Genomic DNA, 21,231 nt, shown 5'->3' on the forward strand with positions numbered 1-21,231 from the left:
CATCTCGCGCCCGCCACCACCAGCGTCGATCCGTATGTCGACGAGCTGATGCACGTCACCAGCCCGGCGCACCCGACCGAGGGCGACGTCACGATCCAGAATTACACGATCAACTTCGGTCCCCAGCATCCCGCGGCGCACGGCGTGCTGCGGCTGGTGATGGAGCTGGACGGCGAGATCATCGAGCGCATCGATCCGCACGTCGGCCTGCTCCATCGCGGCACCGAGAAGCTGATCGAATACAAGACCTATGCGCAGGCGATCCCGTATTTCGATCGCCTCGATTATTGCTCGCCGATGTGCATGGAGCACACGTTCGTGCTCGCGATCGAAAAATTGCTCGATATCGAGGTGCCGATCCGCGCCCAGTATCTGCGCGTCTTCTTCGCCGAGCTGACCCGCATCTCGAACCACATGCTGAACCTCGGTTCGCACGTCATGGACGTCGGCGCGATGACGCCGAATCTGTGGATGTTCGAGATTCGCGAGGATTGCTACAATTTCCTCGAGCGTGCCTCGGGCGCGCGCATGCACCACAATTACATGCGCCCGGGCGGCGTCCATCAGGACGTGCCGCTCAAGCTGCTGACCGATATCGCCGACTGGCTCGACACGCGGCTGCCGCGCCTGTTCGAGGATGCGATCAGCCTCGTCGCGGACAACCGCATCTTCAAGCAGCGCAACGTCGACATCGCGACGGTCAGCCGCGAGGATGCGATCGCCTGGGGCTTCTCGGGGCCGATGATCCGCGCCGCGGGCATCCCCTGGGACCTGCGCAAGTCGCAGCCCTATGACGTCTACGACCGGATGGAGTTCGACATCCCCGTCGGCACGCGCGGCGATTGCTACGATCGCTTCATGGTGCGCGTCGAGGAGGTCCGCCAGTCGGCGCGGATCATGAAGCAATGCCTGCGCGACATGCCGGAGGGGCCGATCGCCTCGACCGACCGCAAGGTGGTGCCGCCCAAGCGCGCCGAGATGAAACAGTCGATGGAAGCGCTGATCCATCACTTCAAGCTGTATACCGAGGGCTATCACGTCCCCGCCGGCGAAGTGTATGTCGCGACCGAGAGCCCCAAGGGCGAGTTCGGCGTGTTCCTCGTCTCCGACGGCTCGAACAAGCCCTATCGCTGCAAGATCCGGCCGACCGCGTTCAGCCATCTCCAAGCGATGGACTTCATGAGCCGCGGCCACATGCTGGCCGACACCACCGCGATCCTCGGTGCGATGGACATCGTGTTCGGTGAGTGCGACCGGTGACGGGCAACGTCGAAAACCTGATCTTGGAGCGGTTGCGCCGGATCGATGAAGGACTTCAGGACCTGCGTGGCGATGTGCAGGACGTGAAGGTCCGCATGACAGCGATGGAAGAGCATATGCTCAGCTTGCAGACGAGTGTCGTTGGCTTGAACGGTAGGATGGATCGCTTTGACGAACGCTTGTCGCGCGTCGAGCGCCGCCTCGACCTGCGGGATGCCGGCTGATGGCTGAAGCACCGCAGATCCCCGACGAAGCCGAAACCCGCGCCCGCTGGGGCGGTTTTGCCTGGAACGAAGACAACCAGAAGAAGGCGAACGAGATCCTCGCGCGCTATCCGAAGGGTCGCGAACAGTCCGCGTCGATCCCGTTCCTCGACCTCGCGCAGCGCCAGGTCGGGGCCGAGACGCAGACGCAGGGCTGGCTGCCCGTGCCGGTGATCGAATTCGTCGCGAGGGCGATCGGCGTGCCGTATATGCGCGTGTTTGAGGTCGCGACCTTCTATACGATGTTCAACCTCGCGCCGGTCGGCCGCTATCACGTGCAGGTCTGCGGCACGACGCCGTGCATGCTGCGTGGTTCGGACGACGTGCTCGCCGCCTGCAAGAACCGCGGGCTGGTCAAGGGCGGGACGACGCCGGACGGCATGTTCACGCTGACCGAGGTCGAGTGCCTGGGCACCTGCGCCAATGCGCCGATGGTCCAGATCAACGACGACAATTACGAAGACCTCGACTACGATCGCACCGTCGCGGTGCTGGAAGCGCTCGCCAATGGCAATACGCCGAAGGCGGGTTCGACGATCGGTCGCCAGACGAGCTGCCCCGAGGGCGGCCCGACGTCGCTGACCGCCATGGTCGACGCCAACCACGATTATCGGGAGGAGTGGGCATGACCGTCGGAGATACCCGCTTCATCACCGAAATGCTCCGTGGCATCCGCGGTGATATGTCCGATGTGAAGGATCGGATGATCAATATGGAATTGCGTCAGACGGCGATGGAGCATCGCCTGCTCGGCATCGATACCCATCTGGCTGCGGTACAGCAGGGCGTCGACGGTCTGTCGAGCGACATGCGCCGGGTTAAGCAGCGCCTTGATCTCGTGGACGGACATGCCTGATGCTTGCCGATAAAGACCGCATCTTCACCAACGTCTACGGGTTCCAGCCGTGGAACCTGGACGCCGCGCTGAAGCGTGGCGACTGGGACAATACCAAGGCGCTTATGGCGCTCGGCCAGGACGCGATCATCGACGTCATCAAGGCGAGCGGACTGCGCGGCCGTGGCGGCGCGGGCTTCCCGACCGGCACCAAATGGTCGTTCATGCCCAAGGAACCCAAGCCGGACCGGCCGAACTTCCTCGTCATCAACGCCGACGAATCCGAGCCCGGATCTTGCAAGGACCGCGAGATCATCCGCCACGATCCGCACAAGCTGATCGAGGGAGCGCTGATCGCCGGTTATGCGATGCGCGCGCGTGCCGCGTACATCTATATCCGCGGCGAATATATCCGCGAGGCGGAGACGCTGTTCGCGGCGGTCGCAGAGGCTTACGACAAGGGGCTGATCGGCAAGAACGCCAGCGGTTCGGGCTATGACTTCGACGTCTTCGTCCATCGCGGCGCCGGCGCGTACATCTGCGGCGAAGAGACCGCGATGCTCGAAAGCCTCGAGGGCAAGAAGGGCCAGCCGCGGCTCAAGCCGCCGTTCCCGGCGGGCGCGGGGCTGTACGGCTGCCCGACGACGGTCAACAACGTCGAATCGATCGCGGTCGCGCCGACGATCCTGCGGCGTGGGGCATCGTGGTTCTCGAGCTTCGGCCGCGAGAACAACAAGGGCACCAAGCTCTACCAGATCAGCGGGCATGTGAATAAGCCCTGCGTGGTCGAGGACGCGATGGGCCTGACGTTCCGCGAGCTGATCGAGACGCATTGCGGCGGCATCCGCGGCGGCTGGGACAATCTGCTCGCGGTGATCCCGGGCGGCTCGTCGGTGCCGCTGGTGCCGGCCAAGGACATCATCGACGCACCGATGGACTTCGACGGCCTCAAGGCGGTCGGCTCGGGCCTCGGCACCGCCGCGGTGATCGTCATGGACAAGTCGACCGATATCGTCCGCGCGATCAGCCGCATCTCCTATTTCTACAAGCATGAGAGCTGCGGCCAGTGCACGCCGTGCCGCGAAGGCACCGGCTGGATGTGGCGGGTGATGGAGCGGCTGCGCACCGGCGACGCCGACATCGCCGAGATCGATACGCTGCATCAGGTCACCAAGCAGGTCGAAGGTCACACGATCTGCGCGCTCGGCGATGCCGCGGCATGGCCAATCCAGGGACTCATCAAGCACTTCCGCCCCGAGCTGGAGCGCCGGATCAACGAACGTAGCGGCGGCGATCTGACGCCGATGCAGGAAGCTGCCGAATAATGCCCAAGCTGAAAGTAGACGGGATCGAGGTCGAGGTGCCGCAGGGCGCGACGGTCCTCCAGGCATGCGAAGCCGCGGGCAAGGAAATCCCGCGCTTCTGCTATCATGAGCGGCTGTCGATCGCCGGCAATTGCCGCATGTGCCTCGTCGAGGTGAAGCCGGGGCCGCCCAAGCCGCAGGCGTCGTGCGCGTTGCCCGCGGCGGACAATCAGGAAGTGTTCACCACCACGCCGATGGTGAAGAACGCACGCGAGGGCGTGATGGAATTCCTGCTCATCAACCATCCGCTCGACTGCCCGATCTGCGATCAGGGCGGCGAATGCGATCTGCAGGACCAGTCGGTCGCTTATGGCAAGGGCCATAGCCGCTACACCGAGAACAAGCGGGCGGTGACCGAGAAATATATGGGTCCGATCGTCAAGACGATCATGACCCGCTGCATCCAGTGCACCCGCTGCGTCCGCTTCGCCGAAGAGGTCGCCGGGGTCGAGGAGATCGGCGCGATCTATCGCGGCGAGGATATGCAGATCACCAGCTATCTCGAACAGGCGGTGACCAGCGAGCTGAGCGGCAATGTCGTCGATCTCTGCCCGGTCGGCGCGCTGACCTCTAAGCCCTATTCGTACGAAGCGCGGCCGTGGGAGCTCAAGAAGACGCTCACGATCGACGTGCAGGATGCGGTCGGCACCAACATCCGCCTCGACAGCCGCGGCCGTCAGGTGCTGCGCTGCGTCCCGCGCATCAACGAGGACGTCAACGAGGAATGGGCGCACGACAAGACGCGTCACCATGTCGACGGCCTCGTCCGTCGTCGCCTCGATCGCCCCTTCGTTCGCCGCGACGGCAAGCTCGTCCCGGTAAGCTGGGACGAGGCGTTCGCGGTCATCAAGACCAAGGTCGAGGCTGCCGGCGCGAATGTCGCCGCGGTGGCGGGCGATCTGGTCGACTGCGAGACGATGTACGCCGCCAAGGCGCTGCTCGGAACGCTGGGCTCGTCGCTGCTCGAAGGGCGGCAAACGGGCATGGACTATGACACGTCGAGCCTTGCCGCGGTCAATTTCAACTCGACGATCGCCGGCGTCGAAGAGGCGGATGCGATCCTGCTGGTCGGCACCAATCTGCGCTGGGAAGCGCCGCTGGTGAACACCCGCATTCGCAAGGCGATCAAGAAGGGCGCCAAGGTCTTCGCGATCGGGCCGGAAACCGAGCTGACCTATGAGGTCGAATGGCTGGGCGCCGATCTGTCGCTGCTCGGCAATCTGCCGGAGGCGGTTGCCACGCTGTTCGGCGATGCCGCCAAGCCGATGGTCATCGTCGGTGGCGGCGCGCTCAAGGGCGGCCATGGTGCGGCGCTTGCCTTCGCCAAGCAGTTCAATCTGGTCCGCGACGGCTGGAACGGCTTCAACGTCGTCCATATGGCGGCGAGCCGGATGGGCGGGCTGATGCTCGGCTATGCGCAGAAGGGCGGCATCGCCGATCTGTCGCAGGCGGCGGTGACCTTCTTCCTCGGCGCGGACGAGGTGGATTACACCAGGTTCGGCGGGTTCAAGGTCTATGTCGGTCATCACGGCGACACCGGTGCGCATCATGCCGACGTCATCCTGCCGGGCGTGACCTATGCCGAGAAGTCGGGCACCTGGGTCAATCTCGAAGGCCGCGTCCAGCGTGGCGAGCGCGCGGTGTTCGCACCGGGCGATGCGCGCGAGGATTGGACGATCTTCCGTGCGCTGTCCGAAGTGCTCGGCGCCACGCTGCCGTTCGACAGCCTCGCCGGGCTGCGCGAGGCGATGACCGCCGAGGTCCCCGCGCTGCGCCACGTCGGCCAGCTCGCCGGCTTCGAGTGGAACCCGCCGGCGCTCGATGGCGCGGGGCAGGGGAGCCTCACCGGCTATCCGATCAAGGATTTCTATCTGACCAACGCCATTTGCCGCGCGTCCCCGACGATGCAGCGCTGTTCGGCCGAACTGGTCCGTGGCGAGACGTTCGCGGAGGCGGCGGAGTGACCGATTTCTTCAACTCGACCGTCGGCATGTCCTATGGCTGGGCGTGGTTCGTCGCGACGATCGTCGGCATCCTCGTCATCGCGCTGCCGCTGATGCTCGCGGTGGCGATGATCATCTACGCCGATCGCAAAATCTGGGCGGCGATGGCGCTGCGCCGCGGCCCCAACGTCGTCGGGCCGTTCGGCCTGCTCCAGTCGTTCGCCGACGGGCTCAAGGTCTTCCTGCAGGAAACGATCGTCCCCGCCGCGGCGAACCGGACCTTGTTCCTGCTCGCGCCGATCATCACCTTCACGGTGGCCTTGATCGTCTGGGCGGTGGTGCCGTTCGGGGCGGGCGTGGTGCTCGCCGACATCAACGTCGGCCTGCTCTACGTGCTCGCCGCCTCGTCGCTCGGCGTCTATGGCGTGATCCTGTCGGGCTGGGCGTCGAACTCCAAATATCCCTTCTACTCGGCGCTGCGTGCGGCCGCGCAGATGGTCAGCTACGAAGTCGCGATCGGCTTCATCCTGATCTCGGTGGTGATGTGGGCGGGGACGTTCAACCTCAGCGGCATCGTCCTGGCGCAGACCAGCACGCTCAACCTCCACATCAATGCGTTCGGCATCAACCCGTTGCTCTTCCCGATGGCGGTGATGTTCTTCATCTCCAGCCTCGCCGAGACGCAGCGCGCGCCGTTCGACCTGACCGAGGCGGAGAGCGAGCTCGTCGCCGGTTATCAGACCGAATACAGCTCGATGAGCTTCGCGCTCTTCTGGCTTGGCGAATATGCCAACGTGCTGCTGATGTGCGCGCTCAACGCGACGCTCTTCTGGGGCGGCTGGCTGCCGCCGATCGATTGGGCACCGCTCTATTACGTGCCCGGGATCATCTGGCTGTTCGCGAAGATGCTGTTCTTCTTCTTCGTCTTCAGCTGGGTCAAGGCGACCGTGCCGCGCTACCGCTACGACCAGCTGATGCGGCTGGGGTGGAAGGTGTTCCTGCCGCTGTCGCTGTTCTGGGTATTCCTGGTGTCGGGCGTGCTGATGCTGATGCGCGTGCCGGTCGGCGGATGAGCCGGGCCAGCGAATGGATGATCGCCCGCGGCCTTCGGCCGCAGGCGTTACGTGACCGGGCGCTCATGGGCGTCGGTATCGGAGTGTTGGTCGTCCTGATCGACCGAATGACGGGATTGAGCTCTTGAGCGTCGCACAGATCATCAAGTCGTTCACCTTGTGGGAGTTCGTGAAGGCGCACGCCCTCACGCTGAAGTATTTCTTCAAGCCCAAGGCGACGATCAACTACCCCTACGAGCGCAACCCGGTGAGTCCGCGGTTCCGCGGTGAGCATGTGCTGCGCCGCTATCCCAATGGCGAGGAACGCTGCATCGCATGCAAATTGTGCGAGGCGGTCTGCCCTGCGCAGGCGATCACGATCGAGGCCGAACCGCGCGACGACGGCAGCCGCCGCACGACGCGCTACGACATCGACATGACGAAGTGCATCTATTGCGGTCTCTGCCAGGAGGCGTGCCCGGTCGATGCGATCGTCGAGGGTCCGAATTACGAATTCTCGACCGAGACGCGCGAGGAGCTGATCTACGACAAGGCCAAGCTGCTCGACAATGGCGACCGCTGGGAAAGCGCGATCGCCGCGAACCTTGCCGCCGATGCGCCATACCGTTAATGCGCGCCGCATTCGATTCCGGGCTTAGGGGGCCGACCAACTCGTGATCCAGGCCATAGCCTTTTATCTCTTCGCGATCATCGTGATCGGTTCGGGGGCGATGACGATTTCGTCGCGCAATCCGGTCCATTCGGTGATGTGGCTGATCCTCGCCTTCTTCAACGCGGCGGGGCTGATGGTGCTCGTCGGGGCGGAGTTCATCGCGATGCTCCTCGTCATCGTCTATGTCGGTGCGGTCGCGGTGCTGTTCCTGTTCGTGGTGATGATGCTCGACATCGAGGTCGCGCAACTGCGCGCCGGTGTGGCGCGTTATGCCGCGCTCGGCCTGGCGCTTGCGGTCGCGCTGGCGGCGGAGATCCTGATCGGCATCGGCGCCTGGAGCGCCGGCGGCCTCAAGATCAGCCGCCGCATCGCGCCGATCGACGGCGACGTGCCCAACATCCAGGCGATGGGGCAGCTGCTGTATACGCGCTACCTCTTCGTGTTCGAGGCGGCGGGCTTTGTTCTGCTCGTCGCGATGATCGGCGCGATCGTGCTGACGCATCGCCAGCGTGGCGGCGTCCGCGGCCAGAACATCAGCCGCCAGAATGCGCGCCGTCCGCAGGATGCGACGCGCAACGTCCAGCCGCCGGTCGGCGAGGGGGTCCAGTTGTGATTGGGTTGACGCATTATCTGGTCGTGGCGGCGATCCTGTTCACGATGGGCGTGCTCGGCATCTTCCTCAACCGGAAGAATCTGATCGTCATCCTGATGGCGATCGAGCTGATCCTGCTCGCGGTGAACCTCAACCTCGTCGCCTTCTCCGCCTATCTCCACGATCTCGTCGGGCAGGTGTTCGCGATGTTCGTGCTGACCGTCGCCGCCGGCGAGGCGGCGATCGGGCTGGCGATCCTGGTGATCTATTTCCGTGGCCGCGGCACGATCGCGGTCGACGACGTCAATCGGATGAAGGGCTAAATACCGGTGACCTCCATCCTCTTCATCGTGTTCCTGCCGCTGCTGGCGGCGGTGGTCGCCGGCCTCGGCAACAAGGCGATCGGGTTCGTGCCCGCCAAGGCGATCACCACCGGCGCATTGTTCGCCTCGTGCCTGCTGAGCTGGCCGATCTTCCTCGGCTTCCTCGCCGGCACCAACAGCGCGACCGTCGTGCCGGTGCTCAAATGGATCGTCAGCGGCGACATGGCGGTCGACTGGTCGCTGCGCGTCGACCAGCTCACCGCGGTCATGCTGGTGGTGATCACCAGCGTCTCGGCGCTCGTCCACCTCTATAGCTGGGGCTATATGAGCGAGGACCCGGACCAGCCGCGCTTCTTCGCCTATCTGTCGCTGTTCACCTTCGCGATGCTGATGCTCGTCACCGCGGATACGCTGGTTCAGATGTTCTTCGGCTGGGAGGGCGTCGGTCTCGCCTCGTATCTGCTGATCGGCTTCTGGTTCCGCAAACCGTCGGCCAATGCCGCCGCGATCAAGGCGTTCGTCGTCAACCGCGTCGGTGATCTCGGCTTCATGCTCGGCATCTTCGGCACCTTCCTGGTGTTCGGCACCGTTTCGATCCCGGCGATCCTCGCCGCCGCGCCGACGATGGCGGGCTCGACGATCGGCTTCCTCGGCATGCGCGCCGATACAATGACGGTGCTCTGCCTGCTGCTGTTCGTCGGCGCGATGGGCAAGTCGGCGCAGCTCGGCCTGCACACCTGGCTGCCCGACGCGATGGAGGGCCCGACCCCGGTGTCGGCGCTGATCCACGCGGCGACGATGGTCACCGCGGGCGTCTTCATGGTCTGCCGCCTGTCGCCGATGTTCGAAATGTCGCCGACCGCGCTGCACGTCGTGATGGTCGTCGGTGCCGCGACCTGCCTGTTCGCCGCGACCGTCGGCATGGTGCAGACCGACATCAAGCGCGTCATCGCTTATTCGACCTGTTCGCAGCTCGGCTATATGTTCTTCGCCGCGGGCGTCGGCGCCTATGGCGCGGCGATGTTCCACCTGTTCACGCACGCTTTCTTCAAGGCGCTGCTGTTCCTCGGTGCCGGTTCGGTGATCCATGCGATGCACCACGAACAGGACATGCGCTATTACGGCGGCCTGCGTAAAAGCATCCCGCTCACCTTCTGGGGCATGATGATGGGGACGCTGGCGATCACCGGCGTCGGCCTGCCCGCGGTGTTCGGCAATCCGCTCGGCATCGGGTTCGCGGGCTTCCATTCAAAGGACGCGATCATCGAGGCCGGCTGGGCGGCGGGCGAGCCCGGTGTGTGGTTCGTCGGCGTGCTCGTCGCGCTGATCACGAGTTTCTATTCGTGGCGCCTGATGTTCCTCACCTTCTGGGGAACGCCGCGCTGGGCCGCGTCGGAGCATATCCAGCACGCGTTGCATGATGCGCACGGCCACGGCCACGACGATCATGCGCACGAAGCGCATGGTAACGATGCGCATCACGCCCACGGCCACGACGCGCACCACGCCGACGAGGCGCACGGCAACCCGGCGCAGGCCGAGGACAGCGGCGATCGTCCGTCGACGCACGGCGCGTCGCAGCAGGATCTGCCCGCGGGGACCGGCGGCTATCACCCGCACGAAAGCCCGTGGCCGATGCTGGTGCCGCTCGTCATCCTGTCGATCGGCGCGATCGCGGCGGGCTTCGTCTTCCACCGCTATTTCATCGAACCCGATGCGGGCGAGATGTTCTGGAAGGGCGACATCGCCTTCCGCGAGCATCTGATGCACGCGATGCACGAGGTGCCGGTGCCGATCAAATTGTCGGCGACGATCGCGATGCTGCTCGGCCTGTTCACCGCCTGGTACGCCTATATCAAGGCGCCGAGCTTCCCGGCGGCGGTCGCGGACCAGTTCCGCATCCTGTACCGCTTCCTCGTCCACAAATATTATTTCGACGAACTCTATCACCTGATCTTCGTCCGCCCCGCCTTCGCCATCGGCCGTCTGCTGTGGCATCGCGGTGACGAACAGACGATCGACCGGTTCGGGCCGAACGGCTCGGCCTGGGTGGTGCAGCTCTCCAGCCGGCTCGCGGGCCGGCTCCAGAACGGATATGTCTATACCTATGCCTTCGTCATGCTGATCGGTCTGACCGCCGTCGTCACCTGGGCGATCGCACAGTGACCGGGCTGCCCATCCTCTCGATCATGCTGCTGATCCCCGCGCTTGCGGCGATCGCCTGCCTGTTCGTTCCCGCCGCCACCGCCCGCATGCTGGCGCTGGCCGCCACCTTCGTCGATCTGGCGCTCGGCATCCTGCTGTGGGCCAATTACGACATCGGCGGTGCACAATGGCAGTTCGTCGAGCACGGCCCGTCGTTCGGCTTCTTCCGCTGGGACCTCGGCATCGACGGCTTCGCGTTGATGCTGATCATGCTCAGCGTGTTCCTGATGCCGATCTGCATCGGCGCGAGCTGGCGTTCGGTCACCAATCGCGTGCCCGAATATATGGCGGCGTTCCTGCTCACCGAAACGCTGATGATCGGCACCTTCGCGGCGCAGGATCTGTTCCTCTTCTACCTGTTCTTCGAGGCAGGGCTGATTCCGATGTATCTCATCATCGGCATCTGGGGCGGGGCGAACCGCATCTACGCCTCGTACAAATTCTTCCTCTACACCTTGCTCGGCTCGCTGCTGATGCTGATCGCGATGCTCTACATGGCGCAGACCGCCGGTACGTCGAGCATCCCGGCGTTGCAGGCCTATGATTTCCCCGCGCATGTGCAGACGTGGCTGTGGCTCGCCTTCTTCGCGTCGTTCGCGGTGAAGATGCCGATGTGGCCGGTCCACACCTGGCTGCCCGACGCGCACGTGCAGGCGCCGACCGCGGGGTCGGTGATCCTGGCGGGCGTGCTGCTCAAGCTCGGCGGCTACGGCTTCCTGCGCTTCAGCCTGCCGATGTTCCCCGAAGCGTCGGGCCAGCTCACCTGGCTGATCTTCGGCCTGTCGGCGGTGGCGGTGATCTACACCTCGCTCGTCGCGCTGGTGCAGTCCGACATGAAGAAGCTGATCGCTTATTCGTCGGTCGCGCATATGGCGATCGTCACCATCGGCCTCTTCGCCTTCAACCGGCAGGGGATCGAGGGCGCGATGATCATGATGCTCAGCCATGGTCTGGTGTCGGGCGCGCTGTTCCTGTGCGTCGGCGTCATCTACGACCGGCTGCACACGCGCGAGATCAGCCGTTACGGCGGCCTGGCGATCAACATGCCGCGCTACGCCTTGTTCTTCCTGTTCTTCACCATGGCGTCGATCGGCCTGCCGGGCACCAGCGGCTTCGTCGCCGAATTCCTGGCGCTGATGGGCACCTATCAGGTGTCGACCTGGATCGCCTTGCTCTGCACGACCAGCATCATCCTCGGCGCGGCCTATATGCTGTACCTCTATCGCCGCGTCGTCTTCGGTGAGATCAAGTCGGACGACGTGCGCGAGATGCAGGATCTGTCGCATCGCGAATTGTGGCTGCTCGCCCCGATCGCCGCCGTCGCCTTGTGGATGGGCGTCTATCCGGAGAGCTTCATGGCGCCGATGCGCAAGGACGTCGGCGTGCTGCTCGCCCGCATCGATCGCGCGACTCCGGTCTCCGATTCCCAGCCGACTGCCGGCAAGCCCCTCGCCACGGCGCCTGCCGCCCACGGAATTGCTCACTGATGGATTACGCCGCCAATCTCGCCATGACCCTGCCCGAGGTGATCCTCGGGGCGGGCGCCATCGTCCTGATGCTGGTGTCCGCCTGGGGCGGATCGGCATCGACGCGTGCCATTTCGTGGACCGCGGTCGCGGTGCTCGCCGGCGCCTGTCTCGCCTTGCTCGGCCCGGCCAGCTACGGCGGGGCGGCGTTCGACGGCCTGTATCGCGCCGACGCCTTCGCCGCCTTCGCCAAGGTGCTGATCTTCATCGCCGCGGCGGTGGGCATCATCATGGCGCCCGATTTCTTCCAGCGGACCCAGGGCGACGATCTTCGGCCGGAATATCCGGTGCTGATCCTGCTCTCCGCGGCGGGCATGGGCCTTATGGTGTCGGCGAGCGACATGCTGACGCTCTACGTCGGCCTCGAATTGCAGAGCCTTGCCGCCTACGTCCTCGCGAGCTTCATGCGTCGCGACACGCGCTCGGCCGAGGCGGGCCTCAAATATTTCGTGCTCGGCGCGCTGGCGAGCGGCATCCTGCTCTACGGCATCAGCCTGGTCTACGGCTTTTCGGGCACCACGTTGTTCAGCGGCATCGCCTCGGCCTATGCGGGTCCGCGGTCGCTCGGGCTGCTGTTCGGACTCGTCTTCGTCTTCGCCGGCATCGCGTTCAAGATTTCGGCGGTGCCGTTCCATATGTGGACGCCCGACGTCTACGAGGGCGCGCCGACCCCGGTCACCGCCTTCTTCGCGTCGGCGCCCAAGGTGGCGGCGATGGGGCTCGCGGTCCGCGTCGCGGTCGAGGCGATGGGTCCGGCGACCGATCAATGGCGCCAGATCGTGATCTTCGCCGCGCTCGCCTCGATCATCCTCGGTGCGGTGGCAGCGATCGGCCAGACCAACATCAAGCGGCTGCTCGCTTATTCGTCGATCAACAACGTCGGCTTCGCGCTGGTCGGTCTCGCCGCTGGTACGCCGGAGGGCGTGTCGGGCGTGTTGATCTATATGACGATCTATATCGCGATGACGCTGGGTTCGTTCCTGATCGTCCTGCAGATGCGCGACGACGATGGCCAACCCGTCGAAAGCATCGCGGCTTTGTCCGGCATGTCGCGCACCCGCCCGGGACTGGCGGCAGCACTCGCCATCTTCATGTTCAGCCTCGCCGGCATCCCGCCGCTGTTCGGCTTTTATGCGAAGTTTGCGGTGTTCGACGCCGCGGTGCGCGCCGGCCTGTTCCCGCTCGCGGTGATCGGTATCGCCGCCTCGACGATCGGTGCCTATTATTACCTCCGCGTCGTCAAGACGATGTACTTCGACGAGCCGGCGCCGGCCTTCCCGAAGGGCAACAACCCGGTCGAGGGCGGGTTGATCGTTCTCACCGCCGCCTTCGTCTCGCCGCTCGGCTATCTCGCGATCCCGCTGCTCGGCGGCTGGACGATGGCCGCCGCCCGCGCGCTGTTCCCGGCGATTTGACGATCCGGACCGTCGCCGAGACGGGCTCGACCAACGCCGACATGCGCCTCCTCGCGCGCCAGGGCGCCGAGGAGGGGCTCTGGCTCCGTGCCGAGCGCCAGACCGCGGGCAAGGGGCGCCTCGGCCGCCAGTGGGTGTCCGAGCCCGGTAATCTCTACGCCAGCACGCTGGTCCGCCTGCGCCCCACCGATCCTGCACCTGCGACGCTGGCGCTGGTCGCCGCGGTGGCGCTGCACCGGGCGGTCGGCGTCTTCCTGACCGACGTCGCGCGGCTGAAATGGCCCAACGACCTGTTGCTCGGCGACGCCAAACTGTCGGGCATCCTGCTCGAACGCAGCGAGGATGCGGTGGTGGTCGGCATCGGCGTCAATTTGGCGCATCACCCCGATCTTCCCGACCGTGCGACCACCAGCCTCGCCGCCGCCGGCGCAATGGTGACTGCGGAGGCGTTCCTCGACGTGCTCGCCGAAGCGTTCGGCCGCTGGCTGACGGTCTGGCGCGGGCAGGGGCTTGCCGCGATCCGCGACGCCTGGCTCGCCGCGGCGCATCCGGTCGGCACTGCGCTCACCGTCCGGCTGCCCGACGGCGGCAGGCAGGACGGCCTATTCGACGGGCTCGACGCCGATGGTGCGCTCATCCTGCGCTTGGCGTCGGGCGAACGGCATGTCATTCACGCTGCCGACGTTTTTGTCCTGAAGGATTGACGATGCTGCTCGCGGTGGATGCCGGCAATACCAATGTCGTCTTCGCACTGGTCGAGGGGCGGACGATCAAGGCGCGCTGGCGCATCGCCACCGATCCGCGCCGCACCGCGGACGAATATGCCGTCTGGCTCAGCCAATTGCTCGCGCTCGAAGGCTATGACCGCAGCCAGATCGACGCCGTCATCATCGCCACCGTCGTGCCCCGCGCGCTGCACAATCTTCAGGTGCTGGCGCAGAAATATTTCCGCAGCGAGGCGCTGATCGCCGGGCGTGCGCCGGTCGAATGGGGCATCGTCCTCGACGTCGACGAGCCGCAGAGCCTCGGCGCCGATCGCGCGGTCAACACGATCGCGGCGCACGCCTTGCACGACGGCGACCTGATCGTGATCGACTTCGGCACCGCGACGACCTTCGACGCGAGCGATTATTCGGGCGCCTACAAGGGCGGGATCATCGCGCCGGGCATCAACCTGTCGCTCGACGCGCTGGTCAGCGCCGCCGCCAAGCTGCCGCGCATCGCGATCGAGGCGCCCAAGAACAACGGCAGCGTGATCGGCCGTAACACCGTCGATCAGATGAACATCGGCATCTATTGGGGCTATATCGCGATGATCGAAGGGCTGGTCGGACGGATGAAGGCGGAGATCGGCCGCCCGGTCAAGGTGATCGCCACCGGCGGCCTTGCCACGCTGTTCGAACAGCATACCGACGTGTTCGATGTCATCGAGCCGGACCTGACGATACAGGGGCTGGCGATCATGTACCAAAACGCCCATATTGGCTGAGACGCGCTCGCGCCATCCATCGGCCCGCCGGGCGCTCCATTTCTTTGAAAGACCTAAATGACTCCCAAGACCAACGAACTTCTCTTCTGTGCTCTCGGCGGCTCCGGCGAGATCGGCATGAACGTCAATCTCTATGGCCACGCCGGCAAATGGCTGATGGTCGATTGCGGCGTGACCTTCGCCGATGCGGCCTATCCCGGCATCGACCTCGTGCTCCCCGACCTGTCGTTCATCGAGGATCGCATCGACGATCTGGTCGGCATCGTGCTGACCCACGGGCATGAGGATCATATCGGCGCGCTGCCGTATCTCGCCGAGGACCTCGGCGTGCCGCTCTACGCGACGCCGTTCACGGCCGGGCTGATCCGCGGCAAGCTGGAGGAAGAGGGCAACGCCAATCGCGTCAAGCTGCGTGTCATCCAGCCGGGCAAGGACGGCGGCATCGCCGGCGTGCAGATCGGGCCGTTCGGGGTCAGCTTCATCGAGCTGTCGCACTCGATCCCCGAACCCAATGCGCTCGTCATCGAGACCAAGGCGGGCCGCGTCTTCCACACCGGCGACTGGAAGCTCGATCCCACCCCGGTGATCGGCAAGCCGACCAGCCCGGAACAGCTCAGCCGCATCGGCGATGCCGGCGTCGACGTGCTCGTCTGCGATTCGACCAACGTCTTCAACAAGGACGCATCCGGGTCGGAGGCATCGGTGCGGGTCGGTCTCGCCGAACAGGTCGCCAAGGCCAAGGGCCGGGTGCTCGTCACCACCTTCGCCTCGAATGCGGCGCGGCTGCACACGCTCGGGCAGGTCGCCCGCGAGACCGGACGCAAATTGTGCGTCACCGGCCGCTCGCTCGACCGGATCCTCAAGGTCGCACGCGCGACCGGCTATCTCGGCGACTTCCCCGAGACGTTCGATCCCGAGACGGCGATGCGCCTGCCCAAGAACAAGGTGCTGATCGTCGCCACCGGCGGCCAGGGCGAGCCGCGCGCCGCGCTGGCCCGCGTCGCCGACGGATCGCATACGATCAAGCTCGACCTCGGCGACACGGTGATCTTCTCGTCCAAGCAGATCCCCGGCAACGAGGTGGCGATCGGCAAGATCCAGAACACGCTCGCCGGCAAGGGCGTGGTGATGATCACCGAGCGTCAGGCGCACGTCCACGTCTCCGGTCACCCCGGCCGCCCCGAGCTGGCGCAGATGTACAAGTGGATCCGCCCCGAGGTGCTGATCCCCGTGCACGGCGAAATGCGCCACATGATGGAGCATGCCCGTTTCGCGCTGAGCGAGGGCGTGCCGCAGTCGATCGTGCAGAGCGACGGCGACATCCTGCGGCTGCTGCCGGGCAAGGTCGAGAAGATCGGCAATGCCGGCGTCGGCCGGCTGGTGCTCGACGGCGACGTGATCCTGCCGGCGGACGGCTCGACGATCAACGAGCGGCGCCGGTTGGCGATCAACGGCCAGATTTCGGTCGCGGTCGCGATCGGTCGCGACGGGCGGGCGCTCGGCCGGCCGCAGATCCGAGTCCAGGGCGTGCCGGTCGAAGAGGACCGTGCCGCCTTCGTCGAGGATGCCGCCGAGGCGGCGTTCGAGGCGATGAAGGGGCAGAAGCGCGAGATCGATCGTCGCCGCGAGGACATCCGGCTCGCCGTACGCCGCGTCGCGACGCGCTGGACCGGCAAGAAGCCGATCGTCGACGTGCTGATCGTCGAGGCCTGATCCTCGATGCGCTGGACGTCGGTACTCGCGATCTACGTCCTGTTCTGGGCGTTCTCGGTATTCCTGGTCCTGCCTTGGGGCGTCCGGACGACGCGCGAGGCGGGGGGCGACTATGTCGCCGGCCAGGCCGAGAGCGCCCCGCACGAGTTTCAACTGGGCCGGCTGGCGATCCGCGTGACGATCGTCGCGACCTTGCTGTTCGGCCTGTTCTTCGCCAATTACCGCTTCGGCTGGGTCACGCCGCAGATGCTCGACCTCTTCAATCGCGAGGCGGTCTATAACGCGGTGTGAGCGGCCGAGATGACGTCGATGTCACCCGGACGCCAGCTTCCCACGACCAGCATCTGATATTGCCTGCGAAGAGGGCGGCCGATGGGGTCGCCCGATCGTGGAAGGCGTGCGCGTGAACCTGACCTGCCTTCAGACGCTCGATCTGCTGACCCGCGCGCTAGACCTGATGGACGAGGAGGGTCGCGACCATATCGCCGTTCGCATCGCGATGGCGATCGACGATCTCACCGACGACCAATCCTCTCCGGAGCGTACGACGATCAACTGATCGCCGTGCCCGATCCTAGCGCAGCCGTTCGATCGCCTGCGCCAGGGCGACGTACAATTTGCCCATGTCGGAAGACAGCAGCGTCACGCTAAGCGGCGAGCCGTCGCGCTGGGCGAGGATGTTACGCAACATGCTCTCGAAATCGTGGATGTAACGATTGACCGCCTCGCGGAACGTCTCGTCGTCGTCGTACAGCCGGGCGATATCGCGGGCGTCGGTGGGGTCGAGCACGCGGACGGCGCGGCGGGTGAAGACACCGCGGTCGCCCTTGAGATAGGCCGCCCAGGCGCTGTCCGAGATTTCGGGCGCGAACGCCTTGGTGATGTCGATCGAGGCCGAGTGGAGCGATTCGATCAGCAGCGATGCGCGACGGGCGAAGGTGTCGTGTTCCGCCTCGTCGCGTTCGCTACGCGCCTGATCGATCTTCGTTTCGACCAGCGCGGTCTGTTCGAGGATCTGGCGGACCTGCGCGGAGATCCGTTCGGTCGCGCGGGTGGCGGCCTCGACCGCTTCGCCGGTCGCATCGGCGATGGCGCGGACCTGACGCTCGACGGTATCGCCGGTGGCGCGGCGCATCGCGTCGGCGCTCGCCTGCTCCCATTGCGCGGCGGCATCGGGAATGACGGTCGACAGCGTCTCGCGGGCCTTGTCGGCGGCGACCGTCGCGGTCTCGCGGACGCGGAGCAAGGCATCGACCAGCCGCGGCGCGGCATCCTCGGCGAAGCGGTGCGTGCGCTCGATCGTCTCGTCGACCATCATGCCGAGCGCATCCGCCTTGGCGCGCCCCTCGCTGAGCGTCTGGAGCAAGGTGCCCGAGAGCTGATCCAGCGTGCCGCTCTGTTCGGAGATGACGCCGGCGATCGCCTCGATCGCCTCGTGCGTGCTTTCCGCGGCAGCGACGAGCGCCAGCAGTTCGGGCTTGGCGGCGACGACGACCTGCTTGCTGGCGAGGACCTTGGTATCGAGGCGGGCAAGCGCCTCGGGCAGCGTCTCGTCGATCTCGCGCGCCGCGGCATCTAGCGCGATCAGCAGCGATTCGGTGGTGGTGATCGTCCGGGATGCCATAGTGTCGCCGGCGCGCAACGCCTCGGTCATCCCATCGGCGGAGCCGCCGAGCGCGCTGATCGACGCGGCGAGCATCTGCGATCGTTCGACGCCGTGGACGTGCAGCTGATCGAGACGCGTTTCGACCTGCCCGATGCTGCCGTCGAGCCCGGCGAGTAGTTCCTCGCTCGCCATCCGCTGGTCGTGCAGCCGCAGGGTGACGCGATCGATCACGTCCTCCAGCCCCGCGACCCGATCGGTGAGCGCGTCGACGCTGTCGCGCGCGGCGCTGTCGAGCGCGGCCTGGTTGACGCGCAGCATCGCCAGCATCGCCTCGCCCTGGACGGCGATGCCCTTGCGCGCCTCGTCCACTGCATCGGCGGTACGGTCGAGCAGACCGTCGACCGCACCCGACATGCTGCCGGTGACGGCTTCGAGCCGCGCGCTCGCGGTTTCGCTGGTCGCTTCCATGCGGGCGATATGCGCGGCGAGCTTCTGCGCCGCGCTGCCCGTGACGTGTTCGGCCTCGCGACCGCGCTCGGCGAGCGCGGTGAGCTGCGCCGACAGCGCCGCGGCATGCTCGCTCGCGGCGAGCCCGGTATCGTCGAGCAGATGCTGGATATCGACGACATCGGCCTGCGCGCGCGGCAGGGAGGCGAGCAGCACGCCGAGGCTCTGCTGCGCATCGGTAGCGGCTTGAGAGAGGGCGTAGGCGTGGGCCTCCGCCTGGTCGATTTGCTGGGCCATGCCGCGGCTGACCGATGTGAGGCGTTCGCTGGCGGTGTCGCCCATGGTTTTGAGCGTCGCGACCTGTTCGGCGAGCTGGCGGCGGTTGCCGTCGAGCGCATGCGAAAGCATCGCGACGGTGCGCTCGAGCCCGGCGGCCTCGGCATGCATCGCCGCGGCGGTGGCGCCGAACCGCCGCGCCTCGCGCCGGCTGGTCCGCATCGCGAGAAGGTAGACGATGCCGATCAGCACCGGCACGACCGCGAGCGCGGCGATGAACTGGACGAGGTCGACGGGCAGCAGGAAGGGCAGCTGATCGCGCGCCAGCCACAGCATGCCGCCCAGCCAGAGCAGCGACACCGCGATCGCGAGCACCGGTCCCAGCCAGGCGAAGCGGGGCGCCTCCGGCTCGGCCGCGTCCGCCCAGGGGAGCGGCTCGGTCTGCCAATCGCTATCGTTTTCCGCCATATAGCCGCCGATCCGATCGTGCTCACCAGAGGCGTAAGCGTCGCTGGTGGCGCTGTCTGCCCGCATGTCGATGATCATGGAACCCCCGTTCTTCGCTGGCGAACCTACCCGTCTTCGCCCCCCTCATAAAGCAAAACCGCAACACTTGGTTAAGCAGAGCGGCGCTACACGATGACGATGGCTTATGATCCAGGTGCGATCGATGCGGCGCTGGCCGCGGCGGTGGGTGACGAACCGGCGTTGATCGCCGAGTTGCGGATGGCGTTCGTCGAGAGCGCGCAGCGCGGCTTGGCGGCGCTGGAGGCGGCGCACGACGACGAGGAATGGCGCGGTGCGGCGGCACGGCTGAAGGGGCTGGCGGCCAGCTTCGGCGCGGTGCGGCTGATGGCCCTCGCGACGCAGGCGGCCGAACTGCCGCACGATGCGGCGCTGCTCGCCAAGCTGCGGCGGTCGATCGACCGTCTCTGACGCCGGGCGCGACAAAGCGCGCGTGGCTCTAGGCACGAGCGGCATCACCGCCTAACAGCGGCCGGATGCTCGCCGGCCTTCTCTTCGCCATGCACGACGCGGACGATCGGCCCGCGATGCTGACCGCGACGCTGCCGTTCGGCGGCGTGACGCTCATCGAATATCAGGCGCGGCTGCTGATCGCGGCGGGGGCATCGCAGATCGTGATCCTCGTCGCGCGCCTGACGCCCGAATTGCTCGGCGCGATCAGCCGGATCGGCAAGCGCGGCGTCGCGGTCGATACCGTGCGCACTGCGGCCGAGGCGGCGGAGAAGCTGCACCCGCTCGCCCGCGTGCTGATGCTCGCCGACGGCCTGACGACGACGACCGAGACGCTGGCGGCAATGGCGCGGGACGGCGGCGACGCCTTGCTGGTGATGCCCGAGGAGCAGGCGACGCTCGGCTACGAGCGGGTCGGCAGCGGCATGGTTTGGGCGGGCGTCGCGCGGCTCGATCCGCGCCGGGTCGCGGAGCTCGCCGCGATGCCGCGCGATTACGACGTCCAGTCGACGCTCGTCCGTCTCGCCTCGCAGGCGCATGCGGTGCACCTGTTGCTGCCGCAGGAGGCGATCCGCGGCGGGCATGGCGTCGGCCATGCGGCGGCCGCGCTGGAAGCGCGCGGGCGGACGGTGCTCGCGGCGATGATCTCCGGCCGGAGCGGCTGGTTCGAGCGATTCGTCACCGCACCGCTGGCACGTACCGTGATCCCCTTGCTCGTCCCGCGCGCGGTCCCGGCGACCGCGGTGGCGGCGGGGGCCGGCGTCGTCGGGCTGCTGGGGCTGACGCTGATCGCCATCGCCTATCCGGGGTCGGGTCTGCTGCTGACCTTGCTCGGTACGCTCGGCCTGTCGCTCGCCGCGACGCTGGCGGACCTGCGCGACGAGCCTGCGGTCGAGCGCTGGTTGCAGGGGCTGGCCGGTGGCCTGCCGGCGCTGGCGGTGCTGGTATATGGTCGACAGGCGGCACAGGTGCAGGCGGACGGCGCGCCGGAGATACTGGCGATCGGCCTCGTCCTGCTCGCGGTGCTCGGCGAACGTGCGCTCGGCCGCCGGCCGCGGCGGACGTGGTGGGGCAGCGCACCCGCTTATCTGATGCTCGTCTGGTTCGGCGCGATCGTCGCCGCGCCGGTCGCCGGGCTCGGCCTCGCCACCGTATACGCCGGCGCCACCTTGACCGCTGCAATCGAACGATTGCGGCGTCAGCCTTAGCGCTGTCTTAATGATAGAGAGGTAGCGTCAGGCCATGGCGGTCGGACCGGAACAGACGGAGCGGGA

General features: G+C 66.4%; 21 protein-coding genes. 20 read left to right on the forward strand and 1 reads right to left on the reverse strand.

Annotation, left to right across the window (positions count from 1 at the left end; all coding sequences use genetic code 11):
• The first annotated feature begins 48 nt into the window (after positions 1 to 48).
• From SFC76_RS01955 to SFC76_RS02040, 18 genes are all read left to right on the forward strand, one after another.
• A complete protein-coding gene (locus SFC76_RS01955; protein WP_038666501.1) occupies positions 49 to 1,260 on the forward strand; it encodes an NADH-quinone oxidoreductase subunit D in 1,212 nt (403 codons plus the stop codon).
• Entirely contained in the window at positions 1,257 to 1,484 is a 228-nt protein-coding gene (locus SFC76_RS01960; RefSeq protein ID WP_322847801.1) for a hypothetical protein, read from the forward strand. The genes SFC76_RS01955 and SFC76_RS01960 overlap by 4 nt, the downstream gene beginning before the upstream one ends.
• The gene (locus tag SFC76_RS01965) at positions 1,484 to 2,152 is read left to right on the forward strand and encodes an NAD(P)H-dependent oxidoreductase subunit E (protein WP_322847802.1); all 669 of its coding nucleotides are present in this window, start codon (positions 1,484 to 1,486) and stop codon (positions 2,150 to 2,152) included. Before SFC76_RS01960 ends, SFC76_RS01965 begins: the two co-directional genes overlap by 1 nt.
• Complete coding sequence (locus SFC76_RS01970) at positions 2,149 to 2,379, forward strand: hypothetical protein (protein ID WP_322847803.1); 231 nt, start codon at positions 2,149 to 2,151, stop codon at positions 2,377 to 2,379. The genes SFC76_RS01965 and SFC76_RS01970 overlap by 4 nt, the downstream gene beginning before the upstream one ends.
• Positions 2,379 to 3,683 carry an NADH-quinone oxidoreductase subunit NuoF gene (gene nuoF, locus SFC76_RS01975; RefSeq protein ID WP_322847804.1) on the forward strand — a complete coding sequence of 435 codons (1,305 nt, stop codon included), beginning with the start codon at positions 2,379 to 2,381 and terminating at the stop codon, positions 3,681 to 3,683. The genes SFC76_RS01970 and nuoF overlap by 1 nt, the downstream gene beginning before the upstream one ends.
• Complete coding sequence (gene nuoG / locus SFC76_RS01980; RefSeq protein ID WP_322847805.1) at positions 3,683 to 5,686, forward strand: NADH-quinone oxidoreductase subunit NuoG; 2,004 nt, start codon at positions 3,683 to 3,685, stop codon at positions 5,684 to 5,686. The genes nuoF and nuoG overlap by 1 nt, the downstream gene beginning before the upstream one ends.
• A 26-nt stretch (positions 5,687 to 5,712) precedes the next feature.
• Positions 5,713 to 6,738 (forward strand): NADH-quinone oxidoreductase subunit NuoH, encoded by a 1,026-nt coding sequence (nuoH, locus tag SFC76_RS01985; RefSeq protein WP_322848057.1) that lies wholly within the window; start codon positions 5,713 to 5,715, stop codon positions 6,736 to 6,738.
• A gap of 124 nt (positions 6,739 to 6,862) precedes the next feature.
• Positions 6,863 to 7,348: an NADH-quinone oxidoreductase subunit NuoI gene (gene nuoI, locus SFC76_RS01990; RefSeq protein ID WP_038660298.1), complete on the forward strand. Its 486-nt coding sequence runs from the start codon at positions 6,863 to 6,865 to the stop codon at positions 7,346 to 7,348.
• Positions 7,349 to 7,391: 43 nt separating this feature from the next.
• Complete coding sequence (locus SFC76_RS01995) at positions 7,392 to 8,003, forward strand: NADH-quinone oxidoreductase subunit J (protein WP_322847806.1); 612 nt, start codon at positions 7,392 to 7,394, stop codon at positions 8,001 to 8,003.
• Positions 8,000 to 8,305 carry an NADH-quinone oxidoreductase subunit NuoK gene (gene nuoK, locus SFC76_RS02000; RefSeq protein ID WP_038660292.1) on the forward strand — a complete coding sequence of 102 codons (306 nt, stop codon included), beginning with the start codon at positions 8,000 to 8,002 and terminating at the stop codon, positions 8,303 to 8,305. The genes SFC76_RS01995 and nuoK overlap by 4 nt, the downstream gene beginning before the upstream one ends.
• 6 nt (positions 8,306 to 8,311) lie before the next feature.
• On the forward strand, positions 8,312 to 10,471 hold the full coding sequence (gene nuoL / locus SFC76_RS02005; protein WP_322847807.1) for an NADH-quinone oxidoreductase subunit L: 2,160 nt from the start codon (positions 8,312 to 8,314) through the stop codon (positions 10,469 to 10,471).
• Positions 10,468 to 11,997 carry an NADH-quinone oxidoreductase subunit M gene (locus tag SFC76_RS02010; protein WP_322847808.1) on the forward strand — a complete coding sequence of 510 codons (1,530 nt, stop codon included), beginning with the start codon at positions 10,468 to 10,470 and terminating at the stop codon, positions 11,995 to 11,997. Before nuoL ends, SFC76_RS02010 begins: the two co-directional genes overlap by 4 nt.
• Complete coding sequence (gene nuoN / locus SFC76_RS02015; protein WP_322847809.1) at positions 11,997 to 13,451, forward strand: NADH-quinone oxidoreductase subunit NuoN; 1,455 nt, start codon at positions 11,997 to 11,999, stop codon at positions 13,449 to 13,451. The genes SFC76_RS02010 and nuoN overlap by 1 nt, the downstream gene beginning before the upstream one ends.
• Complete coding sequence (locus tag SFC76_RS02020; protein WP_322847810.1) at positions 13,448 to 14,155, forward strand: biotin--[acetyl-CoA-carboxylase] ligase; 708 nt, start codon at positions 13,448 to 13,450, stop codon at positions 14,153 to 14,155. The genes nuoN and SFC76_RS02020 overlap by 4 nt, the downstream gene beginning before the upstream one ends.
• 2 nt (positions 14,156 to 14,157) lie before the next feature.
• Positions 14,158 to 14,940: a type III pantothenate kinase gene (locus tag SFC76_RS02025; RefSeq protein ID WP_322847811.1), complete on the forward strand. Its 783-nt coding sequence runs from the start codon at positions 14,158 to 14,160 to the stop codon at positions 14,938 to 14,940.
• A 57-nt stretch (positions 14,941 to 14,997) separates the two neighbouring features.
• Entirely contained in the window at positions 14,998 to 16,653 is a 1,656-nt protein-coding gene (locus SFC76_RS02030; protein WP_322847812.1) for a ribonuclease J, read from the forward strand.
• Positions 16,654 to 16,659: 6 nt separating this feature from the next.
• On the forward strand, positions 16,660 to 16,944 hold the full coding sequence (locus SFC76_RS02035; protein ID WP_322847813.1) for a DUF1467 family protein: 285 nt from the start codon (positions 16,660 to 16,662) through the stop codon (positions 16,942 to 16,944).
• Between the two features lie 112 nt (positions 16,945 to 17,056).
• Positions 17,057 to 17,212, forward strand: a complete 156-nt coding sequence (locus tag SFC76_RS02040; RefSeq protein WP_322847814.1) for a hypothetical protein — start codon at positions 17,057 to 17,059, stop codon at positions 17,210 to 17,212.
• Positions 17,213 to 17,227: 15 nt separating this feature from the next.
• Here SFC76_RS02040 and SFC76_RS02045 read toward each other — a convergent pair whose 3' ends face one another.
• A complete protein-coding gene (locus SFC76_RS02045; RefSeq protein WP_322847815.1) occupies positions 17,228 to 19,516 on the reverse strand; it encodes a hypothetical protein in 2,289 nt (762 codons plus the stop codon).
• Positions 19,517 to 19,627: 111 nt separating this feature from the next.
• Here SFC76_RS02045 and SFC76_RS02050 point away from each other — a divergent pair, with 111 nt between their 5' ends.
• Together SFC76_RS02050 and SFC76_RS02055 are read left to right on the forward strand one after the other, a co-directional pair.
• On the forward strand, positions 19,628 to 19,918 hold the full coding sequence (locus SFC76_RS02050) for an Hpt domain-containing protein (protein WP_322847816.1): 291 nt from the start codon (positions 19,628 to 19,630) through the stop codon (positions 19,916 to 19,918).
• A 65-nt stretch (positions 19,919 to 19,983) separates the two neighbouring features.
• Positions 19,984 to 21,165 (forward strand): hypothetical protein, encoded by a 1,182-nt coding sequence (locus SFC76_RS02055; RefSeq protein WP_322847817.1) that lies wholly within the window; start codon positions 19,984 to 19,986, stop codon positions 21,163 to 21,165.
• The last annotated feature ends 66 nt before the right edge of the window (positions 21,166 to 21,231 follow it).

It is taken from the genome of Sphingomonas sp. CD22 (genome assembly GCF_034556155.1).
In the GTDB taxonomy this organism is placed as follows: domain Bacteria; phylum Pseudomonadota; class Alphaproteobacteria; order Sphingomonadales; family Sphingomonadaceae; genus Sphingomonas.